The sequence below is a fragment of the Pontibacter populi genome, assembly GCF_040278685.1.
Lineage (GTDB): Bacteria > Bacteroidota > Bacteroidia > Cytophagales > Hymenobacteraceae > Pontibacter > Pontibacter populi.
This window is the reverse complement of the sequence record NZ_JBEOKT010000026.1, coordinates 25,188-49,164: the sequence shown is the minus strand read 5'-3', so window position 1 is coordinate 49,164 and position 23,977 is coordinate 25,188. Positions and strand designations below refer to the sequence as shown.

Genomic DNA, 23,977 nt, shown 5'->3' with positions numbered 1-23,977 from the left:
GATCTTACAGTGTGCGAAGCTCCTTTGAGCGTCTTTGGGTTACACATGCGGCTGCAAATTACGTAAGTTTTCTCCACAATTTCTGCGCATGAAACAAACTTTACCAGAAGGGTTTACACAAAAAGTAATTGTTTTACTCAACAGAGCAGCTATAAAAACTCCCCTCCTTAGACATGGAGGAGTAGGGGCGGTTGGACCCAACATTATACAAAGCAATAAGAGAAACCGAAGAAGCTTAGTAGTCCTCTTGCTGCTGTTGCTTCCATTCCTCGCCACTGCCCAACTACAGGAAACTTTTTCTGATGGCAATTTTACCCAGAACCCAACCTGGACCGGCGATGCGGGCAGTTTTATTGTCAATGCCCAGAACCAACTGCAAAGCAACGGGCCAGCCGTAACCGGAACTACACTCCAGCTTGTTACACCTTCGCAGGCAATAGTTGGCACCACCTGGGAGTTCTGGGCAAACCTGAAACTGGCAACTTCCGCTACCAACTATACCGACGTTTACTTTGTAGCTGATAATCCGGATCTGAACGCAGCCAGCCTGAACGGTTATTTTGTGCGCATCGGCAACACCGCCGACGAAGTAAGCCTGTACCGCAAAGATGCCGGCAAAACAGCTATCATGATCATAAACGGGCAGGACGGAACTATAGCTACCACCAATAACACAGTGCGCGTGCGCGTAACCCGAAACATAAACTATGGCTGGGAGCTGAATATAGATGTAAGCGGCACTGGCCAGAGTTTCGTTAGCCAGGGAACGGTAACAGATGCCACGCACAAGCGATCAGGTTATTTGGGCATTTTGGTAAAATACACGTCAGCTAACAGCAAGAACTTTTACTTTGATGATTTTATAGTTATCGATGCGCAACCGCCTGTTTTAGAAGAGCTACAAACCATATCCACACAGGAAGTGCGTTTATACTTTAACGAACCGCTTTCGCCGCAACAGGCCCAGACTATAGCTAACTACACACTTAACGGAACTAAAAAACCAATTATAGCTGAGCTCGCCGAAGCAGGTACCGTACGGCTGGTTTTTGCGCAGAACTTTAGCACCGGCAGCAATTCGCTAACTATAACCAACCTACAGGACCTCTACGGAAACATCATCACGACTCCGATAACCCGAAACTTCAGCTTTGTTCCACCTGCTGTAACACCCAACTATAACGAGCTGCTGATAACCGAAATTATGGCCGACGAAACCCCTGTAGTTGGCCTGCCTGTACAGGAGTATATGGAGGTTTACAACGCTACAACCGATAAAGTGCTGAACCTGCAGGGCGTAAAATTATCAGATGCAACCTCAACCACCACTTTACCTAACGTGCAGCTTTTGCCCGGAGAATATGCGGTGGTGGTGCCCAACACGCAGGTAAGTAATTTTACACAGTTTGGGAAAGTAATAGGTATCAGCAACTTTCCGGGGCTTAACAATGCTGGTGAGCTGCTGCAACTACGCCGACCTGATGGAAAACTGATCTATGCGGTAAACTATAGCGATGCCTGGTATAAAGACAACAGCAAGCGCGAAGGCGGATGGAGCCTGGAGATGATAGACGTTACAAACCCCTGCGCCGACTCTGACAACTGGACAGCTTCTGTTAATCTCAAAGGAGGCACGCCAGCACAGCCCAACTCCGTAGCAGCCTCCCGGCCCGACAACACTCCGCCAACTATAGTTGATGCTACCGCCATTTCGCCGACGCAGGTTTTGCTAAGGTTCAACGAACGGTTAGACAGTACCAGAGCCACAACCATAGCCAACTATAGTATCAGTCCAACTATAGCTGTTAGCAAAGTAGAAGTGCAGGGGCCACTGTTTACCGAGGTTATAGTTACATTTGCCAGCCCGATGCAGGAACGGCAACTGTATACTATAACCGCTACCGGAATTACCGACTGTGCTGGAAACCTGCCTTCTCAACCCTTAACAGCCACTTTTGCGCTGCCATCTGTGCCTGATCCCGGCGATGTTGTTATCAATGAGGTTCTGTTTAACCCAAGACCCAACGGCGTGGATTTTGTTGAACTGGTAAACCGCAGCGACAAATACATTAACCTGAAAGACTGGAAACTGGCCAACACCAGCGGCGATACCATCAGCAATATCAGAGCTATAACTACTGCCAACTATGTACTGGCTCCGGGCCAGTATGTAGTGTTAACATCTAATCCCGACAACATAAAACAAAATTACCCAGCTGCCAATGATAAAGCGTTTTTAAAAATGGCCAGTCTGCCCAGTTACCCCGATGCCTCCGGTACGGTAGTGGTGCTGCAACCCGACGGAAAAACTGCTGACCGCTTCAGTTATAGTTCGGATATGCACCATGGCCTGATAGACGACCTGAACGGGGTGTCGCTGGAACGTATACGGCTGGACGGGCCAACTATAGCTACTAATTTCCATTCGGCAGCGACCACCGTTTTTGCCACGCCGGGCTATAAAAACTCGCAGACTCAAGTCGGAGTAGCAGCAAAGCAGCAGTTTATAGTTGAGCCACAGGTTTTCTCTCCGGACGGTGATGGGCTTGATGATTTCGCAACTATAAACTATAACACCAACCGAACAGGGCTCACAGTCAACATTACAATTTTTGATGCGCAGGGCCGAGAAGTCCGTAAACTGGTGCGTAACGAACTGCTAGCCACAAGTGGCTTTTTTAGGTGGGACGGGCTGAAACAGGATGGTTCCAAGGCTGGCATTGGCTATTATGTTTTCTACATAGAACTCTTTGGCCTGAATGGAGAAAAAAGCGAACACAAAGAGAAAGTAGTGGTGGGTGGCCGTCTGAACTAAAACTTTTAAGGTTTGATGAATTTTGAGATTTATCTAGACCATAATTGATGGGGAAAGACCAGACTGAATATTATTTTGAAATTCTGTTAAGCCAGGTGCAGCCTGATCCTATCATCTTTTAAATCTTAAAAATCTTAGTTCTTGTCATCAATTTAACCCTTAACTTGCGCCACTTTTTTCTGTAGTTCAGAATTTTACATCGGTGGAGAATATTTTTTACCTGTGCCTGTTTGCGTTTATGGCAGGCTTTATTGATTCGGTGGTAGGTGGGGGAGGCCTTATACAGTTACCGGCTTTGTTGGTGTTTTTGCCAGGTGTGCCCTTACCGACTGCTTTTGGTACAGGTAAGTTTGCCGGTATAGCCGGTACAACTTCGGCTATGGTAAAGTATGTACGCAGCGTTAAAATCAATTACTGGGCAATTCTTCCGGCAGCAGTGGCGGCTTTTGTGTTCTCGTTCCTGGGAGCCCGCGCGCTAAGTCACATCGATGCCGACCTGCTTAAGCCATTAATTCTTGTCCTGTTAATAGTAGTGGCGATCTATACTTTCATCAAAAAAGACTTTGGCTCGCTGCACGCCCCTAAACTGACGGATGCAAAAGAAAAACTATACGGATTGCTGATAGGCGCTGCCATTGGTTTTTACGATGGCTTTTTCGGGCCGGGCACCGGCAGTTTTCTCATCTTTATTTTCATAGGCTTGTTCGGGTTTAACTTCCTGGCAGCATCGGCGGCAGCTAAGGTGGTGAATGTGGCTACTAATTTATCGGCACTGGGCTACTTTATTTACAAAGGACATGTGCTGTACGATGTAGCTATCCCGATGGCCATTTGCAGTGTAATTGGTTCACAGCTTGGTACGCGTACCGCCCTAAAACGGGGCGTCGGGTTTGTACGTGTTTTGTTTTTGATAGTGGTTACAGGCATCATCATAAAATTTGCTTACGACACCTACGGCACCGGCGGCTCCGACTTTAAAAAACTGAGTACTGCCGTGCAGGAATGGGTTATCCGGAAAAGTTAAACGCCAACTATAGTTGAGCAACCCTTCAGAATTAATAGAACTTACATTTCAGCAATTAGCCGTACCTTTGTATGTTGGTAAAGCCGTAAATACAGGCAGGGCCACATATAGATACCACGAGCATGAAGTTTGAAGATTACCGCATATCCGACGAAATAAAGAACAGCCTGAGTAAGCTGGGCTTCCGAAAGCCAACCGACATCCAGTTTAAAGCCATTCCGCCCATTATGAAAGGGGAGGATGTGCTGGCCATTGCCCAGACTGGTACCGGTAAAACGGCAGCGTTCGCTATTCCGGTTCTCGACAGGCTGCAGTTCAGTAAAAACCGCCGCCGCGACGATGGTATTAAATGCGTGGTGATGGTGCCTACCCGCGAACTGGCGCTGCAGATAACGGAAGTGTTTAACGAAATTGGCCAGGGCACCCGCGTAAATACATTCAGTGTGTTTGGTGGTGTGGAACAAGGGCCCCAGATCGCGAAGCTGGAAGAAGGAATTGATATACTGGTTGCTACACCGGGCCGTTTGTTTGACCTGGTAAGTCAGGGCTACATTAAACTGAACCGCGTAGAAGTGCTGATACTGGACGAAGCCGACCACATGCTGGACCTTGGGTTTATACACGACATTCGTCAGCTTATCTCCAAGTTGCCACGGCAGCGCCAGACGCTATTCTTCTCGGCTACTATCAACGAAAAGATAAAAGAACTTGCCTACTCGCTGGTTAATAAGCCGGTTCGTATCCAGATATCGCCAAAAGACCCTGTAGCCAAAAACGTAGACCACTCGGTGATGTACGTGGATATGGATGATAAGCGCTTTTTCCTGGAGCGGGTGGTAAACGAGAATCCTGACAAAAAAATACTGGCCTTTGTGCGTACTAAAGTGCGCGCCGAACGTGTAGTTGCAGCCATGGACAGAGTGGGTATTAGAGCGATTAGCATACACGGAGGCAAAGAGCAGAAGGACCGCACTGAAGTAATGCGCCAGTTCAAAAAGGGCGAAGTAAAGCTGCTGATCGCGACCGATGTGAGTGCGCGCGGCATAGATATACCAAGCGTAGATTATGTAGTGAACTATGATTTGCCGGAGCAGCCTGAGAACTATGTACACCGCGTAGGCCGTACGGGCCGTGGCACCGAAAAAGGAATTGCTATCAGCTTCTGTGCACCCGAAGAGAAACCGATTCTGGAAGAGATACAGGAATACCTGACCAAGGAGATTAAAGTGCTTACAGTTGATAAAGAAGACTACGAAGCAACTATAGATTTCAGCGCTGCGGCCACCTACGACTGGAAATCGCTGATAAAAGAAGCGGAAGAAACCGAAGAAAAAATAAAAGCTTCCAAAGCTAAAAAGGCCAAGGCGAAAGCAAAGAAAAAGAAGTAAACCACAGCTATAGTTACCAACATGAATAGCCTGTGCAGTCGTGATCTGTGCAGGCTATTTTTTATCTGTAGCTGATAAAGGTTTAGCCCGATCTATAGTTTTGTGCTTAAATGTAAACTATAGGTAAAATGATTATGGTACGATTTCCTGATTTTAATTGCACAACCTTGTATTTGTATCGTATAACATATTATACACTAACCAACAGGTGCGGTATTTTATTGCACAAATTTGAAAGGAGGACGTGATGAGAAGGAATAGGAGAAAGCCCTTAGATGGGATATTTTACAACACAGGAGATATGAATGAAAGAACTGTGGATGACAGCATTAATGTAAGCAGGAGCTATGCAGAATCGCTACAGGAGCCGATGTTTGAAGAAGAGCGCATCAAGCACAAAAAAGAAGCGGAAGAAAGAAACAGACTGCGCCAGGACCAAACACCTGATATGAAATCTGATAATGGTCCGGGTACCGCCCCCGGTCAGAGCTGCCTGTAAGCGAAACACATTACCTGCTAATTTGCAGGAACCAATACCATCAATCTACTAACCCAATAACCACCATGTATTTACACTGAGTGGTTTTGGTTTTTATGCCCCTCCTGTAGTTCCTGCCTGGCTTAATCTCAGCTGCACAAATCCGTTTTTATAATTTTGGGTTTCTGTTACCTGCAACCTTTGTTCGGTGGCAATAGGTGCAAATAAAGGTATGCCTTTGCCTAACACAAAGGGCACATAGGTCAGTATGATCTCATCAATCATTCCGGCATTAAAGAAAAGTGTGTTCAGTTGTCCGCCGCCAATAAGCCAGATGTCTTTGCCTGGCTGTTGCTGCAACTGCTTTACAAACGTTATTGGGTCATCATTTACATATTGTACCTGTTCCGTATCCTCATGGCTTGATCGGCTGAAAACATAGTTGGTTTTATCGGTGTACGGAAAGGGCATATCCATCCCCAGGATAGCTTTATAGGTGCTGTGCCCCATCAGTGTGGTATCTATAGTCTGCATAAAGTCGCTGTAACCATAGTCTTCTCCTTCTAAGGCAAAGGCTTCGTGCTCGAGCCAGTCAAAGCTTCCGTCGGTGCGGGCAATGTAGCCGTCCAGGCTGGCGGCAATGTATAGTATCAGCTTTCTCATACTTGCAAACTATAGTTTAGATCATCTTCTGATTGAGAAACGAACAGGAATATGGTGTTTGCTTTTTACGGGTTTTCCATCTATCATGGCCGGTATCCATTCGTTTGGTAACGAACGCACCACACGTAATGCTTCTTCGTCCATACCATGACCTGCGGATTGGTTTACTTCGGAATTAGTTAATTCGCCGGCCTCATTTATCTCAACAGTAATAACTACCAAACCTTGGGCATTTGCACGGAAAGCCTGGCTTGGGTATCTTAAATTTTTAACTATAAAAGCCAGCATACGGCCTTCGCCGCCAATAAGGAACGGTTTGTTGCCTACTTCCATTTTTACGTACGCTCCATTCTCATACACCTCTAATTCATTAACAAGTGATTTGGACTGTAATTCCTGGTTGTTAGTGAAATCATATTTATAGTCCGTCATGCCGTTCCAACCATAAAAAGCCCAAACGCCGCTTCTTTTCCCATTTTCATAGTTGCCTTCACATCTCCAGTTCTGGCTGGTCATAGTATATGGGCCGTGTTTTATAGCAGGGTTTTCCTGTAGAACGTTGTACTGTAAGGTGTACTCGGAGTGCTTTTCTTTAATAGCTTTCGTTTTGAGGTCAGGTGTATTGACTTGCGCGTAAGCTGCGTAACAAGTTAACAGGCAAATAAGCAGGGAGTAAATTGCTTTCATATAAAGTTGGCTAAAGTATGATCGCAAGATAATACTTTCCTGGCATTCATATTTTACAACAAACTATAGTTTAAACAGCTGCTTCTGGTGCGGTTGGAATTGCTTTCACAAGCACCTTATCTATGCGGCTGGCATCCATGTCTATTACTTCAAGTTCGTGTGTGCGCAGTTTTATAGTATCGCCTACCTTCGGTATTTTGGAGAGGGTGTAAAGAATAAAGCCGCCCAGGGTTGCATAGCGTTCCGACTGTTCCTGTATCAGTTCCAGGCCAAGTTCGCGGTTAAGTTCGCGTACCAGCATGGCGCCATTTACTAGGTAAGAGCCATCTTCTCGCCGGAAAAGCTCCGGGTCGCCGCTTTCGTCCACGTCGGGCAGGTCGCCAACTATAGCTTCCATAATATCGTGCAGGGTTATCAAGCCTTCCACAGCTCCAAACTCATTAACGACCAATGCCAGGTACTGCTTTTTGCGCTGGAACATTTTCAGCGTTTTCATCGCGTACATCGACTCCGACACAAAAAGCGGTGGTTTTAGTATATCCTGTAGCAGCACGCCCTGTCTATCTACCTGTTCAAAATAATCTTTTACGGCTAGCACGCCTACAATATTATCCAGGGTGCCTTTGCCCACCGGGAACTTGGTATGTGCACTTTGCAGGATGATCTGGTGGAGTTCTGCAATTGGCCGGTTAATGTCGAGCCATTCTACTTCGGTGCGGTAGGTCATCAGGCTGCGGTTGCGTTGCTCGTACAGGTAAAAAAGGTTGTCGTGCAGGCGTTCTTCTTCTTTTTCGAGCACCCCTTCGCGGCCAGCCACTTTTATGAGGTGGCGCAGTTCTTCTTCCGTAAGCGATGCGCCACTTTTATCCTGTTTAATGCCCAGTAGTTTTATGGCCAGGTTGGTAGAACCGGAAAGTAATTTAACAAGCGGAAAAGTAAACTTGGTAAAGACTTTTATGATAGGAGCTACTGCCAGGGCAATACGCTCAGGGTTGTTAAGGGCAATAGTTTTAGGAATAAGCTCACCGATAACGATCGTGAAATACGTGATGAGGCCAACTATAACTACAATAGAGATCTCTTCGGCATAAGGGGCGAGTGCACTGATACTGGCCACCACCGGCGTGAATTTCTCAGATAAGGCAGCGCCACCATACGCACCTGCTACAATACTTATCAGGGTTATACCCACCTGCACCGACGACAGGAAATTCTCAGGCTCATCGAGTAGTTTTAAAACATCTTTTGCGCTGCTGCTGCCCTGGGCGGCTTTCTGCTCTATCCGGCTCCGTTTTACTGATACCAGCGCGATCTCGGATAAAGCAAAAAAGCCATTCAGTAAGGTAAGTATAAGTATAATGATGATCTCCATAGTTGTTAGTAAAGTGGCAGCCCCGCTGGCTGATGGGTGGGTTCAGGTTTAAGTATAGTTTTAGGTGATCAGGTAAAGTCTTCTACCTTCTTACTGGTGCAGCCATTGTACCCGATCGCCTGATTTATGGGACAATAACGGATCATGCCGGTTAGTATAGGTATAATGCCTAAAGCGGCCAAGGCTTTGGTGTTATAATATGCCCCGAATCCGATCAGGGCCAACCCTGCCAGTACGCGCAGTTTCTGTTCTGTTAATCCTACATTACATTCCATAGCTTTTAGATTTTAAGGTTATGCTTTATTCTTACGGAGCCTGCACAGCTTTGTCATTCTTTGCCTTGCGTAAAGTTTTAATGTACGCGATCAGGTTGTCGAGGTCGTTATCTGAAATAACCTCTTCCTTAAATGCCGGCATTACGCCAAGCCCGTTGCGTATCTGGAAGCGCATCAGGAAACCCGGCAATGGTTTATCGTTAAAAGACGGCCCCAGACCAGCTTCGCCGCCAGGGTGGCATTTGGTGCAAAAAGTGTTGAATACAACCTGCCCCTGCGCAATAGCCGGCTCAGAGGCATGAACAGGGGCGTAGGCGGGTTCGCCGCGCTTGGCAGTTCCGCAGGCGATCAAAAATAAACAAATCAGTATTGTGTATAGCAGTATTTTCATAGTTTATAGTTTAGCGTGTGTTGCGGGTCACTTTCCAGATTACACCTGTGTTTTTCAGCGGCGTGGTTTTGCCATCCTTAACGTGCATCACACCAAAATCTATTATGTAAAGTGCAGTGCCATCCGGCGAGAATTTTACAGCCACCGGGCGCTCCAGGCCGCCGGTTTTTAACATAGATGCCGGCGCATTCTTTTTTCCTTTGTTAACCGCAAAATCGGTAACTACGCCATTTGCAACATTTACCCGGACCACTTTAAACCCGACAGGCGCCAGTACTTTGCCCACATTAGGGGCCATGTCGCCAAACTGGGCAATAAACGCTTCGCCGGGGTGGCCGAAAGATGCCGAAGTAGAAAAATCAAGTCCGTTTGATGACGAATGTACGCCCAGGGTGGCAGCAGGATGTGGTGGTTTGTTGGGATGTTGTGTGAGGAGTGGTTTCGGAGCTTCTTTGGATGGTGTCTCGAACCGGTCTCCGTTAAAAGCCAGGCCGCCGGCAAAATCGGGCCAGCCGTACCATTGTCCTTGCTGTACCTGCCACAGGTAATCGCCTACTCCCCACACCGACCGGCTGCCGCGCTCGTCGTAGCCATTATCGGTTACAAACAGGTTTCCGCCCGGTGCAAAGGCCAACCCAAACGGGTTCCGGAAACCCCAGGCCACCAGTTCCATATTTCCGCCATCTGCATCTATCCGAAGCACAGACCCTGAACACGGCAGCGCGCCCTGTATCACCTGTCCCTCTTTAACAGCAGTACCATAAGGCTGATAAGCGCCTGTAGTTATAGTTTGATTTGTTTCGGGATGTGTGCTTGTAAAATTCTGTCCGGTTACGGTAATGTCCTGGCAGGGGATGTCGTGAAAATCAGGGTTACGTTTCAGCCAGCCCATGTCATAGTTGTCGGGGCCAACCACACCGGAGTTTGTAGCTGTTCCAATGCCAAAATATAGCTTCCCATCAGGGCCTGCAACCGGCCCGTTTGTGTGGTGGTCGCCAAGGCTTGGTAGGTTCTCGACAAGTACCGTTATAGTTCCGTCTGCCGTTATCTTCAGAATTCTGCCACCTTTCTTCTGGCCGCCTTCTGCTACGTAAAAGTTACGGTTATGGTAGGTAATACCCGTCCAGGGGCCATTCTTTTCTCCAGTTGCAACTATAGTTTTGTTACCGTCCGGGGCAATCCGTATCAGTTTCGGCTCCAGAAATTCTTCTCCATACGAATAGCCTGCCTCTATCACATACACCTGGCCTGCATTGTCAAACGCGACATCCGTCGGGAAAGTCAGGTCACTGGCTATAACTTCAGCTTTATACCCGACAGGTAATTCAATGTCAGCAGCATTCAGAGGTCTGTCTGTAATAAGGTTAGTTCCCTGGGCACCACCGTTTGAGGAGCGCATCCGGTAGCACCCGGCTACCGAAACAAGGATAAGAAGAAGTATGGCAGAGCGGAACAATAGCTGCATTTTGAATATTAATTTATTTTGTTAATATTTAATGAATTATAGTTGGTTACGCTTCTAAAACCAGTTAAGTTAAAAGATGCTGAAAGCTGCCGGTCGTTCTGTAGTATCCGCAAAGCAAAGCTTGTATTTGCCTGAAGCTTTAGCCTGGATAGCCGCTTTACTGGCAATGGCCCTGATGGATCCTGATGGGGCGCATTTGTTTAGCTTTTGCCCGTTCAGTTATGTGCTGGAATGGTGCCCGGGCTGCGGACTCGGTCATGCTATAGCGTGGCTGTTCCGGGGTGAGATTGTAGCGTCGTGGCAGGCGCATCCGATAGGTATCCCGGCTGTGCTTTTATTGGTTTTCCGTTGTGGTAAATTGTTTTACCTGCAGTGCCAGAGTAAAAAGGCCAACTGTTATTATTGTGTACCAGACTAATCTAAACAATCTATACTATGTCAAGAATACTCGATCTGATGCCCGAACTGGAGCCGGATGAATTACAGTTTGTGCAGCAAATGCTGGGAGATATGCCCTATGCCGAAATGCAGCAGTTTGCCAACATTTACCGTGCCCGTCGCAAGAAACCACAGGAGGTGCTTATCCTTATTATAGTTGGCTTCTTCCTGATAGCTGGTTTGCAGCGCTTTTACCTGGGTCAGATCGGGATGGGTTTGCTATACCTTTTTACCGGCGGTCTTTGCTTCGTAGGTACTATCCTGGATCTTATAAATTATAAGCGCCTGACCTATGAGTATAATGTAAAAGAAGCACAGACAGTTAAAGCTATGTTAAGATATTAACTGTGTGAAACTATAGTTGCAAAAAAGCGCAGTTGGTATATCCCGGTTGCGCTTTTTTGTGATTTAACTTAAATGCCAGGATAAATTTCTGGTTTGTCATTTTGAGCATTCTCGAAACGAGAGTCGAAGAGAGCCAGCGTAGCTGTGAGAAATCTTATACGTCCTACTATTGTAAAACCTAGCAATGTGCGCAGCTCCTGCTAGCTTCTGTACTATAGTTCGATTTTACTGCAATCCGAACCCAAGCTATCCTTTCAAATCACCTCTAATCCTGGGAGCTTTACTTATCTATCGTTTCAGTCAGGCTTTGGTGCCCTCACGGCCGGGAGGCCCCGTCTTCGGGCATCGCGCTGTGCGAATCTCTTTTGCTCGTGCCTCGCAATGCCTTTCGGCACCAGATATTCACAAGGCGCTCAACCCAAAGACTGCGATATTTCGCATAGTAACCACCTATCTATAGTTTGAACCGGTAAGCTTCGAATTTTATCGTGGTTGTAATTCCGTAGGGACAGGTCGCGACCTGTCCGAATCTTGGACTGTAACTATAGAACTATAATGCTAACTATACCAAAGGCAAAAATTCCCCTCTCGGGAGGGGCAGGGGTGGGTTAAATGTACCAGATCTCTCTCGCTGTTCGAGATGACAAAGTAAAAAGCAGAAAAGCTCCCCGTCTTAGACTACTGAGAAGACATTTCGAAGGTAGCGAGCGTAGCTCTGAGGGGTTGGGGGTGTTTGAATTAAAGCAACTATAGAACTATAGCTTCACAAACTTCACCTGTCGGGTTTGCTGTCCGTCCGAGAACTGAACGAAGTATAAGCCTGCCGGCAGGGTCGATACTTGTAGCTGTATATTTTCCTGCTGAACTATAGTTTGCGTGCCCATTTTTCTACCTATGCGGTCGAAGATCACGACGGTTGTTGGCGTAAAATTCAGGTCGGTTATAGTTGCAAAGTTGCCAGATACGGGATTAGGAGATACAATAGGTGCAAAGTCTGGCACAGGAAGGTTGCTGTTTTTAACGATCTGATTTACCTCCTTCAGTATCCAGTTCTCAGGGTCCATGGTTACGCCCAGCACTTCGCCATCAACAGTGAAAACAAACTGTTGCGTTGGCTTGGTTTGCCTTACCCTGAACGTTTCGGTGCCGGATGTGGTCTGTACCTGGTAGGTAATATCTGTTCTGAAAAAGGGCGTTTTACCTGTGGTTGCCTGCTCCGATACAAGTACCATTTTCCTGTCGCGTTGATTCCAGGCCACGTTAAAAACAGGGTATCCTTCGCCTTCATACCACTGCTTAAAAAAGTAACCCAGTTTTTTGCCTGTAGTTTGTTCCATTACCCGTTGCAGGTCGGCGGTAGAGGCAGTTCCACTACCGAACTTTATTTGATAGTTCTGTAATGCTTTAAAAAAGAGGGCGTCGTTATTTATTTCGTAGCGCAGCATATGCACCACAGCAGCCCCTTTTTTATAGGTCAAACTATAGTTAAAAATGCGACCTACGTTTGTGGTATCCGGAACGCGCAGACTGCCTTGTGTAGCGGATCTTGCCCTGTTGTGTGCATCGGTCATCCAGCTCTGGGCGGCATCGGCAGAGTAATGTTGCAGACCCAGGTACTCCGCATAAGACGCAAATCCTTCATTCAGCCAGATATCCTGCCACGAAGCACAGGTAACATTGTCGCCAAACCATTGATGGGCCAGCTCATGAGCAGTAAGAGTAAAGGTAAACGTGCTTTGGGTTGTCATGGTCTGATGCTCCATGCCGCCGCCAATGGGTGCCATACTATGGCCGTACTTCTCTGCAGCAAACGGGTAAAGCGTGAACAGCTCTGAAAAATGCTCTATCAGCGGAGGCGTAAAATCGATCTGGTTTTTATAGGTGTCGAGGGAGCCTTTGTAGATATAGTTTACAACCGGAACTGGCTTTGCAGCACCGGCCGGGTTCGCGAACTGCACATACTCATCATAATCCGACACAGCCACTGAGATCAGGTAATAATCGATGGGGTAGCGGCTTTCCCATTCGTAACGAACTTTGCCGTTGGGCAGGTTTAGCGTGTTAGTCAGTAAGCCATTTGAGCCAACTTTATTCTCAGCGCTGGTGGTAACGGCTACGTGCACCGAATCGGCTTTATCGGTAAGCACCTGTTTTGTTGGCCACCATTCGTAAGCAGCATATGGTTCACTCAGGCTCCAGGTCACATCGTTTCCCCACCGGCTTACGCGGGCCGTATTAAATCCATTACCGATAGCAGCATTCCCACCGTTTGGGGCGTTACCGCTATAGTTTATAACAGCTACTACCTTGCTTTTGGCAGCAACTATAGTGCTAAGGTTTACAGATACATCGCTGCCATTACGGGTTAAATTGCTTTGCTGGGCTCCGTTTATAGTTACAGATTCTATAGTAAAGCTGGGGTGCAGCTCAAAAGCAAAAACAGAAAGCGGGCTGGATTTTACAGTGGCATGTGTGGTTACGCTTCCGGTTATATATGCGCTGTTTCGCTCCAGAGCCAGGTCAAGACCATAGAAGGTAACATCATACATATTCATGAGCTGCATGTGCTGCTGAGTGGCAACAGCCATGCGGGTTGTACCCAATAACCTGCTATCGGCGCAGGTGTGTTGTGCTTGTGTTTTAAACTGTGGTTGCGCCGTGACAATATGTAAGGTACTAATGCAAAGTGACATCAGCAGGATAATCTGTTTCATAGTTGGCGCAACGTTATAGTTTATCTCATTACAGGCAGCACAGTATATCCTTTTTTACGAAGCAGTTCCAGTAAACCGTCTTTACCAGTTAAGTGACCGGCGCCTACAGCAAAAAAAGTAGGCTGTATGCGGGCTTCGCGTTCCAAAACCGGTATCCAGCGTTTGTTACGGTTCACCAGGAAAGCCTGCTCGTACTCCCTGTATTCTTCATCATTATATTCTTCTCTCGCCAGAGCATCCAGTCCGGCAAGGTCCTGTTGCAGGTACAGTTGCACCATGTCGCGGTAGCTCTGGCGGGCTTCATCCATGTTGCTCACCATATTGGTCAGCATGGTAGTTTGTACGCTGGCCGGCATCTCATCTATCGCGCTTAGCTGCTCGCTAACGGTCTCAAGGCCAATTACTTCTTTTCCCTGCTTCTGGGCAATTTCCATCAGGCTTTGCTCATACGATACTGCCTGGCACTGTGTTAACTGCGACAACAACATGGAGTGTAGCATGAAAGGCTTCATGCGGTCCAGTTGGGCCAAATCTATTTTCAGAGTCTGCTTAAAATGGTTGTTCAGCAAACTATAGTCTGCATCAGAAAAAAAGCTGCGTAACGAGCTTCCGTTCGGTAATATAGAGGCCTGTTGCAACTCTACCATAAAGTTAGGCGCATCCATATCCACTTCCAGCGACAGGCGCTCTGTGTTTGCAAGCTTATTCTTTACAACTTCAGGCATATTAAAATTTTCAGGGCAGATAGCGTGAATCGTTCCGAATAAGTACGATGGTTTGCTTAGCCCCTGGCCGCTGATTTCCCAGAGCAATGCCTTGGGTTGCGCTGCTGGAGCCTGGCCAAGCGAAGGAACAGTTATACATAATGCCAGCAAAAGCACTAAAAACGGGCGATAGTATAATTTTCTCATAAGGGTGAAATTAGTTCTTCTGTAAAGATAATATTTTAATAGTATGAATATATATACCTGAACCCGAATACCTTTGTAAAAAAATAATGAAATTAGTAAACTTTATAGTTTAACACAGCAAACAGGCATGACAACCTACATAGTAAGCAACCTTTACATTTACCCGATAAAATCGTTGGGCGGTATAAGTCTGCAAGAGGCACAAGTTCAGGAGCGTGGGCTACAACACGACAGGCGCTGGATGCTGGTAGATGAAAAGGGCGGTTTCCTGTCGCAGCGCAAATTTGCCCAAATGGCGCTGTTGCAGGTTAAGTTGCAACCAAACGGCTTACTGGTTAGCCATAAGCAAGGTTTGCTGGAGCCACTTCTCATACCTTTTGAGCAGGCAGAAGGCAAAGAAGTTTCAGTTACGATCTGGGACGATACCTGTACCGCCCGCGAGGTGAATGGCGAAGTAACGATGTGGTTCTCGAAAGCGCTTGGTATGTTTGCACGGCTGGTATACATGCCCGAAAACACCCGCCGTATAGTTGACCCTACCTATGCTTTTGAGGAAGAAGTGGTAAGCTTTGCCGATGCCTATCCCTTTTTAACAATAGGGCAGGAGGCTCTGAATAACCTCAACACCAAACTGGCTAAGCCCGTGCCCATGAATCGCTTCCGTCCGAACATCGTTTTTACCGGTGGCCAGCCACACGACGAAGACCTATGGGATACCTTTACTATAGGAGAGGTGAATTTCAGGGCTGCCAAGCCATGCGCGCGTTGTGTACTTACCACCGTGGATCAACAGACAGGTATAAAAGGAGAAGAGCCGCTAAGAACGCTGGCAACATATCGTACGCAAAACAATAAAGTTCTTTTCGGGCAGAATCTGGTGCATGAAGGCAATGGCAAAATTAAGGTTGGCGATCAGGTGCAGGTACAGCTATGGAAATAGTAATGTCCCGGCCATCAGTAGCTGATACTGCTATTCCTCAAAACGTAAATGTTTTTTATCGGATAACAGCACTCTGGGCTATGTGCGAAGCTTTTTTAGGTGGCGTACTTCACGCGCTTCATTTGCCCGGAACTGGTCTGTTTGTTGGCGGGGCTGCCGTACTCTGTATCAGTTTGCTTGCGCATCATTGCCCTTCCCGTAAAGCCATTCTTAAAGCCACAGTGCTGGTCATATTGGTCAAAGGAATCCTGAGCCCGCATACACCGCCGGGTGCTTACCTGGCTGTTTTTATTCAAGGGAGTTTAGGGTATTTGCTCTTTCAGGCTAAAAGTTACTTTAAACTGAGTTGCCTGTTGTTGGGCGTGCTTACACAATTGCAGTCAGCGCTACAGCGGCTGGTGGTAATGCTTGTCATGTTCGGTGCCGATCTGTACCAGGTGGCGCACGGGTTTGTAAACTATATTCTTAAAAAAGCCGGCTTTGCCGAAGGCGACTATGTCCTCTATATAGTTATAGGTTACATTGGCCTGCATGTGCTGATGGGGATTTTTATAGGCTGGCTGGCTGGCCGCTTACCTGCTATGCTTAAAAAGCAGCAACATAAAATCGATCTTAATGCTTACTCTAATACCGCTGCTGAAGCAGTTACTGTTTTGCCACGTAAAAAAAAAGAGCCTGGCAGCGGTTCCTGCCTTTGTTAATTATCAGTGTCTTGTGTATCCTGGCTGCAAGCGTGTACTTTGATCTTATAGTGTATAACACAGCCTATAGTATAGTTATAAGAGCGGTTATTATAGTTGCCTTATGGGTGTGGGTGCTATCGCCACTGCTGCGAAAAGTAATGCAACGCTGGAGCATATCAAAGAGATCGGCTCTTGCTGCCGAAATTGATCAGGTACTGCAGGTTACACCTTATATATATAAGACTGCAAAAATTTGCTGGGCATCTACCTCTCAACTCCCCCTTCCTAAAAGGCTGTTATTCTTTCCGATTAGGTTGATCGCTTTAACCATCTGAATATAAAGCTGCAGAGATTAATGTAACTATTCCATTAAAGTGCTTTTGATTGCAAATCGCTTTATAGTTTAGCTTACCGCTTCAGTAAAATAAGAATGTATTTTATGATGAAAGCAAAATTCACATTCAACTGATTTATAGTAAGATGTTTAAACTTTGATGTGAATGATTAATAACATCTTGTGAATGGTGATTTGATAAATCATAAAAATTGCATAAATAATTACATTTAATTAAAAAATATTTTAAATAACTGATTAAGTATTTTGAAATACAGGAGGTCTGACTATATTTGGTACACAAACTAATCTATAACTATTCATTTAACACATTCTAGCATGAAGAAGAGTTTACTGCTCAGTTTCATTTTTGTGTTTGCGCTTGTAGTACAAGTGCTGGCACAAAATCGAACAGTGACGGGTAAGGTAACTGACCAGGAAACAGGTCAGGGTTTACCAGGCGTTACTGTTTTGGTAAAAGGTACATCCACTGGTACAGCCACTGGTATTGATGGCGGGTTTTCGATCGCTGTTCCATCAAACGACGCTGTACTTGAGTTCCGTTATGTAGGTTACGATAGCAAAGAGGTTGCTGTAGGTAGCCAATCTGCCATTAACGTGCAGCTTGGCCAGGCTTCAGAAACCCTTTCTGAAGTTGTGGTTGTAGGTTATTCTACTACAACACAGCAATCGTTTACTGGTACTGCAAAAGTTGTAAGTGCTGAAAGACTAGAGAACAAGCAGGTAGCTAACGTAACTTCTGCCCTTGCTGGTGAGGTTGCTGGTGTTAGAGTTATCAACACAAGTGGTCAGCCGGGTACAGTAGGTCGGGTGCGTATCCGTGGTATTGGTTCTGTTAACGGTAACCGTAATCCATTATACGTAATTGATGGCGTTCCTGTAGAGGACGAAAGTGTCATTAACTCTATCAACCCTTCAGATATCGAGGCAACTACAGTGTTGAAAGATGCTGCAGCAACTGCTATCTATGGTTCAAGAGGTGCTAACGGTGTAATTGTTGTTACTACTAAAACTGGTAGAGGCAAAAAGAACTACATAGAGGCTGATGCTAACTTCGGTACAAACGTAGCATTACTTCCTCGTTACAATACTATCAAGTCGCCGGAGCAATACATCGGCTTAACTTGGGAGTCTTTATACAACGAAGGTATAGCTTACGAAGATGATCCTGAAGCTTGGGCTAACTTCTACTTATTCGATCCACAGTACGGTATCAATCCTGCTTATAACATGTGGAATGTTGAAGATGTAGCTGATCTGATCGACCCTGTTACAAGAACAGTAAGACCAGGTGTTACAAGAAAATACACTCCTGAGAAGTGGGAAGATTATGGTTTCCAGAACTCTAACCGCTCTGAAGTAAACGTTAAGTTCGGTGGTTCTAGTGGTAAAACTAACTACTATACATCTTTCGGTTACCTGAACGATGTTGGTTATATCATTAACTCTGACTATCAGCGTTTAACTGCACGTTTAAATGTTAACCAGGAAATCAACAAGTGGTTGACAGGTGCATTTAACTTCAACTACGCAAGATCAGAAACCAACAACAATGGTCAGAGCTCTGACTCTGGTAGCATTTTCTGGTTTAATGACAACATTCCTTCTATCTACCCGCTGTTCTTAAGAGATGGTGAAGGTAACTTCGTTTCTGATCCTATCTTTGGTGGCAACCAGTACGATTATGGTACTGACCGTGGTTTCGGTGCGCTTACAAACGCAATTGCTGATGCAACTTACGATACTAACAGAAGCAACCGTAACGAATTGAATGGTAATGTTAGCTTAAACGTTAACATCCTGGAAGGGCTAACACTTGAGAACAGATTAGGTGCGCAGTACTACAATAACAAGTTTCTAAACAAAGGTAACAAGTACTATGGTGGTTCAGCTTCACAGAATGGTAGCTTATTCCACCAGAGAACAGATGCATTGAGCTACAACGTGTTAAACCTGTTGCGTTACAACAAGTCTTTTGGCTCACATAATGTAGAAGCTCTAGCAGCGCACGAAGCTAACAACTATGAAAATAACTTGTTAACTGCTTCTGGTTACAACCTGGTAGATCCTAACATTGAAGACCTGAGCAACGCAATCGTTCAGAACCCTTCAAGCGGTCGTACACTGGAGAGATCCCTTGAAAGTTATTTCGCTCAGTTGAACTACGACTTCGACAAGAAATACTTTGTGGCAGGTACTATCCGTAGAGATGGTTCTTCTAAATTCATCAGAGATAACAAGTGGGGTACATTTGGCTCAGTTGGTTTAGGCTGGATGATCTCTAGCGAAGACTTTATGGCTAATCAGAGCATCTTTAACTCTTTAAAGTTAAGAGCTAGCTATGGTTTAATGGGTGATCAGGCAGGTTTAGGTTACTACCCAGGTTACGACATCTTCCAGATAGACAACCTGAACGATAACCCAGCTTTCTCTTTCCAGACAAAAGGTAACCCTGATCTGACTTGGGAAACTTCAAAAATGTTCCAGACTGGTGTTGATTTCGAACTGAACAAATACCTGTCAGGTTCAATTGACTACTACGTTAAAAACACTACTGACCTTATCTTCAACAGAAGAGTAGGACCTTCAATTGGTTATGCTTTGATCCAGGTGAACGATGGTAACTTCCGTAACCAAGGTATCGAGTTTGACCTGACTGGTGATGTGTTTGAAGGCAAAGACTACCGTTTAAGCCTGAACATCAATGGTGAGAAGTTCACAAACGAGATCACTGAAATGCCTATCGAGCCTACTACAGGTAAGCACAAAGCGATTGACCCACAAGGTAACTTTGGATGGGGTAAAGGCCATTCAATCTTCGACTTCTACATGCGTGAGTGGGCTGGTGTAGACCCGGCTGATGGTATGCCAATGTGGAATGTGACTTACAATGACTTAAATGGTAATGGTGCGTACGACGAAGCTGATGGTGAAGGTATTGATAACTTAGAAGATTACCTGGATAAGAACCCTGATGTAAACAGAGGTGACCTGAAAATGGCTACTACTAAGAAATATGCAGATGGTACACTGAAGTATAATGGTAAGTCTGCTATTCCTGATGTGCGTGGTGCTTTCAACCTGTCAGCTGGTTACAAAGGCTTTGACCTGAGCGCTCAGATGCTTTATAGCTTCGGTGGCTATGCTTACGATGGAGCTTATGCACTGTTAATGCACAATGACCTTGCTGGTTCTAACAACTGGCACCAGGATATCATGGCAAGATGGCAGAAGCCAGGAGATGTTACAGATGTACCTCTTCTGAACAACGAGTTCAATCCGAACTTCAACTCTCCATCTACTCGTTTCTTAACAAAAGCGAACTACATGGTATTAAACAACGTGCGTCTGAGCTATACACTGCCAACAAACTTTGTTAGCAAGTATGGTGTAGGTGGTCTGTCTGTTTGGGTATCTGGTGATAACCTTTGGATTCATACTGCCCGTGAAGGCTTCAACCCTTCAACTGATGAAGCAGGTAGCTCTAGCACATACAGATATTCTCCATTATCTAATTTCACTGCAGGCTTAAGAATCAAAATTTAATTTCTGATTATCATGAAGAAAAATTTATATATAATAGGTGCAACCGTATTCTCGCTTTTTCTGGGCGGTTGTAGCGAAGATTTCCTGGACGTAAAGCCTTCAGGGAGCGAAATTACTCCGCAGCAGCTTGCTGAAGCGGCTAAAACTGACCCGGGTTTGCTTAATGGTAACATTTCTGGTTTATACTCTACTATGTACAACACAGGTACAGGTGGTACAAACCTTAGCCACGATGACTTTGGCCAGAAGAGCTGGGATATCTATATGGATATGCTATCTTCTGACATGGTTCTGGCAGGTGTTACTTACGGATGGTACTCTGGTGTTGCCAGATACCAGGACACGCAAGACTATACACAGAACGAAGGTTACATGCCTTGGCGTTACTACTACCGTATCATTTTCGGTGCTAACACTGTAATTGATGCATTAGGTGGTACTGATGCAAATCTGGATGGAGAAGATAAGCGCGAGCAGCGTCACATCATGGGTCAGGCAAAAGCAATGCGTGCTTACGCATACTTCTACCTATCTCAGCTGTATGCTCCAGGTTATGGCACTGGCTCTGAAAAGCTTGTTCCTATATACACAAACACAGAGGTTCCTAACCAGCCAAGAGCAACTACTGCTGAAGTTTATGATCTTATAATTGATGACCTTACACAGGCGATCGAATATATGAGCGACTTCAACAGATTGACAAAAGATCAGGTTGATGCTAACGTAGCAAAAGGCTTGTTATCTTACGCTCTATCTGCAAGAGGTACAAATGCTGACCTTCAGAAAGTAGTTGAACTGACCGGTGAAGTTATGACTGCAGCTGGTTACCGTGTTACAAATGAAGGCGAGTTGTATGGTAAGATTGCGAATGGTGTATTAACAAACCCACAGTCTGGCTTTAACAACGTAGCTACTCCAAGCTGGATGTGGGGTGTAGACCTTACACTAGCTAACGGCCTTGACCTTGTGTCTTGGTGGGGACAGGTAGACTACTATACCTATAGCTACGCTTGGGCAGGTGACCCTAAAACGATCGATAACGGCCTGCAGGCTTCTATCCGTACAGATGACTTAAGAAGAAACCAGTTCAGTTTAACTTCTGGTCGTCCGCTTTACAAGTTCTTCGATCTAGGTAGAAAAGCAGGTGGTCAGAGACAAATAACTACTGACTATGTGTACATGCGTATTGAAGAGATGATCCTTTTGAATGCTGAAGCTAACGCCAGACTTGGTAACGTGGATGCTGCAAAAGATGCTCTGATGATGTTGATGTCGAAAAGAATAGTTGAGATAGCTGGTAGCGAAGCAACAACAGGTCCTGATGCTTATGAAGCATACCTGGATGGCTTAACTGCTCCTGCTCTACTTAACGAAATTATTCTTCAGACTCGTATCGAGATGTGGGGTGAAGGAAAAGCTTACCTGGCTGTTAAGCGTAATAAGCTTAACGTAACAAGAGGTACTAACCACTTGTTCTTCCCTGGAGAGACTTTTGCATGGGATTCAGATGAATTAACATTCGAGATTCCTCAGGCTGAAGTACTTAACAACCCAGTACTGAACGACTAATCAGAATTAGTTTGAATACAAAAGGGCCGCTCAACTGAGTGGCCCTTTTTTTATGCATTCTACTTTCCGATAACTATAGTTTTTAATTGAAGTGAAGCCTCTTGGGAGTTCTAAGCGATCTATAAACACCTGGTCAACTATAGTTTGCTTTTATAGTTATGCTTATCTTGTACTATAAATTTTACCTATGAACCATAAAGTAAAACTAACAATACTAGCTGCTTCGTGCTTTGGCTTAGGGGCATTTGCAACCAAACTGGCAGACGAAAAGATAACTGTGCCCATGCTACAGCAGGCACAAAAGCTGATTGGCTTAAATTTTACGACTGCCCAACTTGACTCTGCCACTTCTGAACTGGAAGACTTTAAAGAAGGCTATGAGCGAATCAGGAAAGTGCCGCTTCCAAATGATGTAGCGCCTGCCATCGTATTTAACCCGATACCGGTAGGGTATGAATGGCCAAAAGAGCAGGAGAAGTTTAAGATCGAAGAACTAAAGAAAGTAAAGCTACCCGCAAACCGTGAAGATCTGGCTTACTATAGTATTCCACAGCTGGCGTCGCTTATCAGGTCTAAACAGATCACATCAGAAGAGCTTACCAAATTTTACCTGGAAAGGCTGAAGCAATACGGCCCGACACTGGAGTGTGTAACTACGCTTACAGAAGAGTTGGCACTGCAACAAGCACGGCAGGCTGATAAGGAAATAAAGGCTGGTAAGTATAAGGGTATGCTGCATGGTATCCCGTTCGGTGTAAAAGACCTGCTGGCTACTAAGAACTATAAAACAACCTGGGGAGCAACACCATACAAAGACCAGCAAATAAATATGGATGCTACAGTAGTTGAAAGATTGCAGAATGCAGGCGGCGTATTGGTAGCGAAGCTGACCTTGGGTGCGCTGGCAATGGGAGACGTATGGTACGGTGGCAAAACCAGATCGCCCTGGGATCTGAGCAAAGGTTCAAGCGGTTCTTCGGCTGGGTCTGCAGCGGCAGTTGCAGCCGGGTTACTACCTTATGCCATCGGTACCGAAACACTTGGATCTATCGTTTCGCCTTCTACAGCATGCGGCACTACAGGCTTACGACCAACCTTTGGACGAGTTAGCCGCCATGGTGCTATGGCATTAAGCTGGTCGATGGACAAGATTGGCCCGATAACACGCTCTGCAGAAGATGCAGCTATAGTTTTCAATTCCATTTATGGGCCTGACGGGAAAGACCTTTCTGTTTACAATGCTCCTTTCAACTATAACAAGAAAATAGAACCGAAGAAACTGCGCGTTGGGTATCTGAAGAAAGACTTTGAAGGGAAATATGGCTTTAAAGAAAATGACCTGGCTGCATTGGAAGATCTGAAGAAAGCAGGAATAGAACTGGTGCCAATGGAGTTGCCTGACCTGCCGGTTAATGACCTGATACTGACTATATCGGTAGAAGGAGCAGCTGCTTTTGATGAACTTACCCGTAACGGAAAAGACAGCCTCCTGAAGCAGCAACATAAAAGCGCATGGCCAAATATTTTCAGGGCCGGTAGGTTTATACCGGCAGTAGAGTATCTGCAGGCACAGCGTGTACGGACATTGCTGGTGCAACAGATGCAGGAAAAAATGAAGGACATCGATGTGTATATCAGTCCGTCGTTTGGGAGCAGTAACCTGGTAGTTACAAACCTGACAGGTCACCCATGCGTGGTAGTGCCAAATGGTTTCCAGAAAAATGGTATGCCTACTACTATAACGTTTATAGGTAAACTATTTGGAGAAGCGGAGTTGCTTGCCTTGGCCAAACTATACCAGGATATCACACCACACGAAGAAAAGCACCCGACTGCCTTTCTGGCTCAAAAATAGTAAATTATAGATGCTAACTATAGAAAGTCCCGGTTTGCAGGCTAAAACTTGAGAAACCGGGAC

19 protein-coding genes are annotated in these 23,977 nt (G+C 45.7%); 11 read left to right on the top strand and 8 right to left on the bottom strand.

Annotated elements, in window-relative coordinates:
- The first annotated feature begins 256 nt into the window (after window positions 1–256).
- The 4 genes from ABS362_RS18565 to ABS362_RS18550 all read left to right on the top strand — a co-directional run bounded on the left by ABS362_RS18565 (window position 257) and on the right by ABS362_RS18550 (window position 5,726).
- A complete protein-coding gene (locus ABS362_RS18565) occupies window positions 257–2,815 on the top strand; it encodes a lamin tail domain-containing protein (RefSeq protein ID WP_350414430.1) in 2,559 nt (852 codons plus the stop codon).
- Between the two features lie 202 nt (window positions 2,816–3,017).
- Window positions 3,018–3,839, top strand: a complete 822-nt coding sequence (locus ABS362_RS18560; RefSeq protein ID WP_350414429.1) for a sulfite exporter TauE/SafE family protein — start codon at window positions 3,018–3,020, stop codon at window positions 3,837–3,839.
- A 122-nt stretch (window positions 3,840–3,961) separates the two neighbouring features.
- Window positions 3,962–5,227, top strand: coding sequence for a DEAD/DEAH box helicase (locus ABS362_RS18555; protein ID WP_350414428.1), 1,266 nt, complete (start codon window positions 3,962–3,964; stop codon window positions 5,225–5,227).
- A gap of 301 nt (window positions 5,228–5,528) precedes the next feature.
- Complete coding sequence (locus ABS362_RS18550) at window positions 5,529–5,726, top strand: hypothetical protein (RefSeq protein WP_350414427.1); 198 nt, start codon at window positions 5,529–5,531, stop codon at window positions 5,724–5,726.
- A 93-nt stretch (window positions 5,727–5,819) separates the two neighbouring features.
- Here the strand turns inward: ABS362_RS18550 and ABS362_RS18545 are convergent, their stop codons facing one another.
- The 6 genes from ABS362_RS18545 to ABS362_RS18520 form a co-directional block, all read right to left on the bottom strand.
- Window positions 5,820–6,368, bottom strand: coding sequence for a dihydrofolate reductase family protein (locus ABS362_RS18545; RefSeq protein ID WP_350414426.1), 549 nt, complete (start codon window positions 6,366–6,368; stop codon window positions 5,820–5,822).
- Between the two features lie 21 nt (window positions 6,369–6,389).
- On the bottom strand, window positions 6,390–7,055 hold the full coding sequence (locus ABS362_RS18540; protein ID WP_350414424.1) for an energy transducer TonB: 666 nt from the start codon (window positions 7,053–7,055) through the stop codon (window positions 6,390–6,392).
- Between the two features lie 70 nt (window positions 7,056–7,125).
- On the bottom strand, window positions 7,126–8,427 hold the full coding sequence (locus ABS362_RS18535) for a hemolysin family protein (RefSeq protein WP_350414423.1): 1,302 nt from the start codon (window positions 8,425–8,427) through the stop codon (window positions 7,126–7,128).
- Between the two features lie 68 nt (window positions 8,428–8,495).
- Window positions 8,496–8,702 (bottom strand): YgaP family membrane protein, encoded by a 207-nt coding sequence (locus tag ABS362_RS18530; protein WP_350414421.1) that lies wholly within the window; start codon window positions 8,700–8,702, stop codon window positions 8,496–8,498.
- 31 nt (window positions 8,703–8,733) lie between these two features.
- Window positions 8,734–9,093: a c-type cytochrome gene (locus ABS362_RS18525; protein ID WP_350414420.1), complete on the bottom strand. Its 360-nt coding sequence runs from the start codon at window positions 9,091–9,093 to the stop codon at window positions 8,734–8,736.
- A gap of 10 nt (window positions 9,094–9,103) precedes the next feature.
- A complete protein-coding gene (locus tag ABS362_RS18520; RefSeq protein WP_350414419.1) occupies window positions 9,104–10,558 on the bottom strand; it encodes a PQQ-dependent sugar dehydrogenase in 1,455 nt (484 codons plus the stop codon).
- 76 nt (window positions 10,559–10,634) lie between these two features.
- Between ABS362_RS18520 and ABS362_RS18515 the strand changes: the two genes are divergently transcribed.
- Window positions 10,635–10,976, top strand: coding sequence for a DUF2752 domain-containing protein (locus ABS362_RS18515; protein ID WP_350414417.1), 342 nt, complete (start codon window positions 10,635–10,637; stop codon window positions 10,974–10,976).
- A gap of 17 nt (window positions 10,977–10,993) precedes the next feature.
- Window positions 10,994–11,341, top strand: a complete 348-nt coding sequence (locus ABS362_RS18510; RefSeq protein ID WP_350414416.1) for a TM2 domain-containing protein — start codon at window positions 10,994–10,996, stop codon at window positions 11,339–11,341.
- A gap of 755 nt (window positions 11,342–12,096) precedes the next feature.
- On the opposite strand, the gene ABS362_RS18505 is transcribed toward ABS362_RS18510, so the two are convergent.
- Together ABS362_RS18505 and ABS362_RS18500 are read right to left on the bottom strand one after the other, a co-directional pair.
- Window positions 12,097–14,055 carry a M1 family metallopeptidase gene (locus ABS362_RS18505; RefSeq protein WP_350414414.1) on the bottom strand — a complete coding sequence of 653 codons (1,959 nt, stop codon included), beginning with the start codon at window positions 14,053–14,055 and terminating at the stop codon, window positions 12,097–12,099.
- 20 nt (window positions 14,056–14,075) lie between these two features.
- Window positions 14,076–14,966, bottom strand: a complete 891-nt coding sequence (locus ABS362_RS18500; protein ID WP_350414412.1) for a TraB/GumN family protein — start codon at window positions 14,964–14,966, stop codon at window positions 14,076–14,078.
- 127 nt (window positions 14,967–15,093) lie between these two features.
- On the opposite strand from ABS362_RS18500, the gene ABS362_RS18495 reads away from it, so the two are divergent.
- The 5 genes from ABS362_RS18495 to ABS362_RS18475 all read left to right on the top strand — a co-directional run bounded on the left by ABS362_RS18495 (window position 15,094) and on the right by ABS362_RS18475 (window position 23,914).
- A complete protein-coding gene (locus tag ABS362_RS18495) occupies window positions 15,094–15,906 on the top strand; it encodes an MOSC domain-containing protein (protein ID WP_350414411.1) in 813 nt (270 codons plus the stop codon).
- Window positions 15,897–16,607, top strand: a complete 711-nt coding sequence (locus ABS362_RS18490; protein ID WP_350414409.1) for a hypothetical protein — start codon at window positions 15,897–15,899, stop codon at window positions 16,605–16,607. Before ABS362_RS18495 ends, ABS362_RS18490 begins: the two co-directional genes overlap by 10 nt.
- A gap of 655 nt (window positions 16,608–17,262) precedes the next feature.
- Window positions 17,263–20,490, top strand: a complete 3,228-nt coding sequence (locus ABS362_RS18485) for a SusC/RagA family TonB-linked outer membrane protein (RefSeq protein ID WP_350414408.1) — start codon at window positions 17,263–17,265, stop codon at window positions 20,488–20,490.
- A 12-nt stretch (window positions 20,491–20,502) separates the two neighbouring features.
- The gene (locus ABS362_RS18480; protein WP_350414406.1) at window positions 20,503–22,059 is read left to right on the top strand and encodes a RagB/SusD family nutrient uptake outer membrane protein; all 1,557 of its coding nucleotides are present in this window, start codon (window positions 20,503–20,505) and stop codon (window positions 22,057–22,059) included.
- Window positions 22,060–22,246: 187 nt separating this feature from the next.
- On the top strand, window positions 22,247–23,914 hold the full coding sequence (locus tag ABS362_RS18475; RefSeq protein WP_350414405.1) for an amidase: 1,668 nt from the start codon (window positions 22,247–22,249) through the stop codon (window positions 23,912–23,914).
- Window positions 23,915–23,977 lie beyond the last annotated feature (63 nt).

Excerpts from the sequence above, each read along its gene's own strand:
- ABS362_RS18555 (WP_350414428.1), top strand. The coding sequence starts at position 3,962 with ATGAAGTTTGAAGATTACCGCATATCCGACGAAATAAAGAACAGCCTG.
- ABS362_RS18550 (WP_350414427.1), top strand. The coding sequence starts at position 5,529 with ATGAATGAAAGAACTGTGGATGACAGCATTAATGTAAGCAGGAGCTAT.
- ABS362_RS18545 (WP_350414426.1), bottom strand. The coding sequence starts at position 6,368 with ATGAGAAAGCTGATACTATACATTGCCGCCAGCCTGGACGGCTACATT.
- ABS362_RS18540 (WP_350414424.1), bottom strand. The coding sequence starts at position 7,055 with ATGAAAGCAATTTACTCCCTGCTTATTTGCCTGTTAACTTGTTACGCA.
- ABS362_RS18535 (WP_350414423.1), bottom strand. The coding sequence starts at position 8,427 with ATGGAGATCATCATTATACTTATACTTACCTTACTGAATGGCTTTTTT.
- ABS362_RS18530 (WP_350414421.1), bottom strand. The coding sequence starts at position 8,702 with ATGGAATGTAATGTAGGATTAACAGAACAGAAACTGCGCGTACTGGCA.
- ABS362_RS18525 (WP_350414420.1), bottom strand. The coding sequence starts at position 9,093 with ATGAAAATACTGCTATACACAATACTGATTTGTTTATTTTTGATCGCC.
- ABS362_RS18520 (WP_350414419.1), bottom strand. The coding sequence starts at position 10,558 with ATGCAGCTATTGTTCCGCTCTGCCATACTTCTTCTTATCCTTGTTTCG.
- ABS362_RS18515 (WP_350414417.1), top strand. The coding sequence starts at position 10,635 with ATGCTGAAAGCTGCCGGTCGTTCTGTAGTATCCGCAAAGCAAAGCTTG.
- ABS362_RS18510 (WP_350414416.1), top strand. The coding sequence starts at position 10,994 with ATGTCAAGAATACTCGATCTGATGCCCGAACTGGAGCCGGATGAATTA.
- ABS362_RS18505 (WP_350414414.1), bottom strand. The coding sequence starts at position 14,055 with ATGAAACAGATTATCCTGCTGATGTCACTTTGCATTAGTACCTTACAT.
- ABS362_RS18500 (WP_350414412.1), bottom strand. The coding sequence starts at position 14,966 with ATGAGAAAATTATACTATCGCCCGTTTTTAGTGCTTTTGCTGGCATTA.
- ABS362_RS18495 (WP_350414411.1), top strand. The coding sequence starts at position 15,094 with ATGACAACCTACATAGTAAGCAACCTTTACATTTACCCGATAAAATCG.
- ABS362_RS18490 (WP_350414409.1), top strand. The coding sequence starts at position 15,897 with ATGGAAATAGTAATGTCCCGGCCATCAGTAGCTGATACTGCTATTCCT.
- ABS362_RS18485 (WP_350414408.1), top strand. The coding sequence starts at position 17,263 with ATGAAGAAGAGTTTACTGCTCAGTTTCATTTTTGTGTTTGCGCTTGTA.
- ABS362_RS18480 (WP_350414406.1), top strand. The coding sequence starts at position 20,503 with ATGAAGAAAAATTTATATATAATAGGTGCAACCGTATTCTCGCTTTTT.
- ABS362_RS18475 (WP_350414405.1), top strand. The coding sequence starts at position 22,247 with ATGAACCATAAAGTAAAACTAACAATACTAGCTGCTTCGTGCTTTGGC.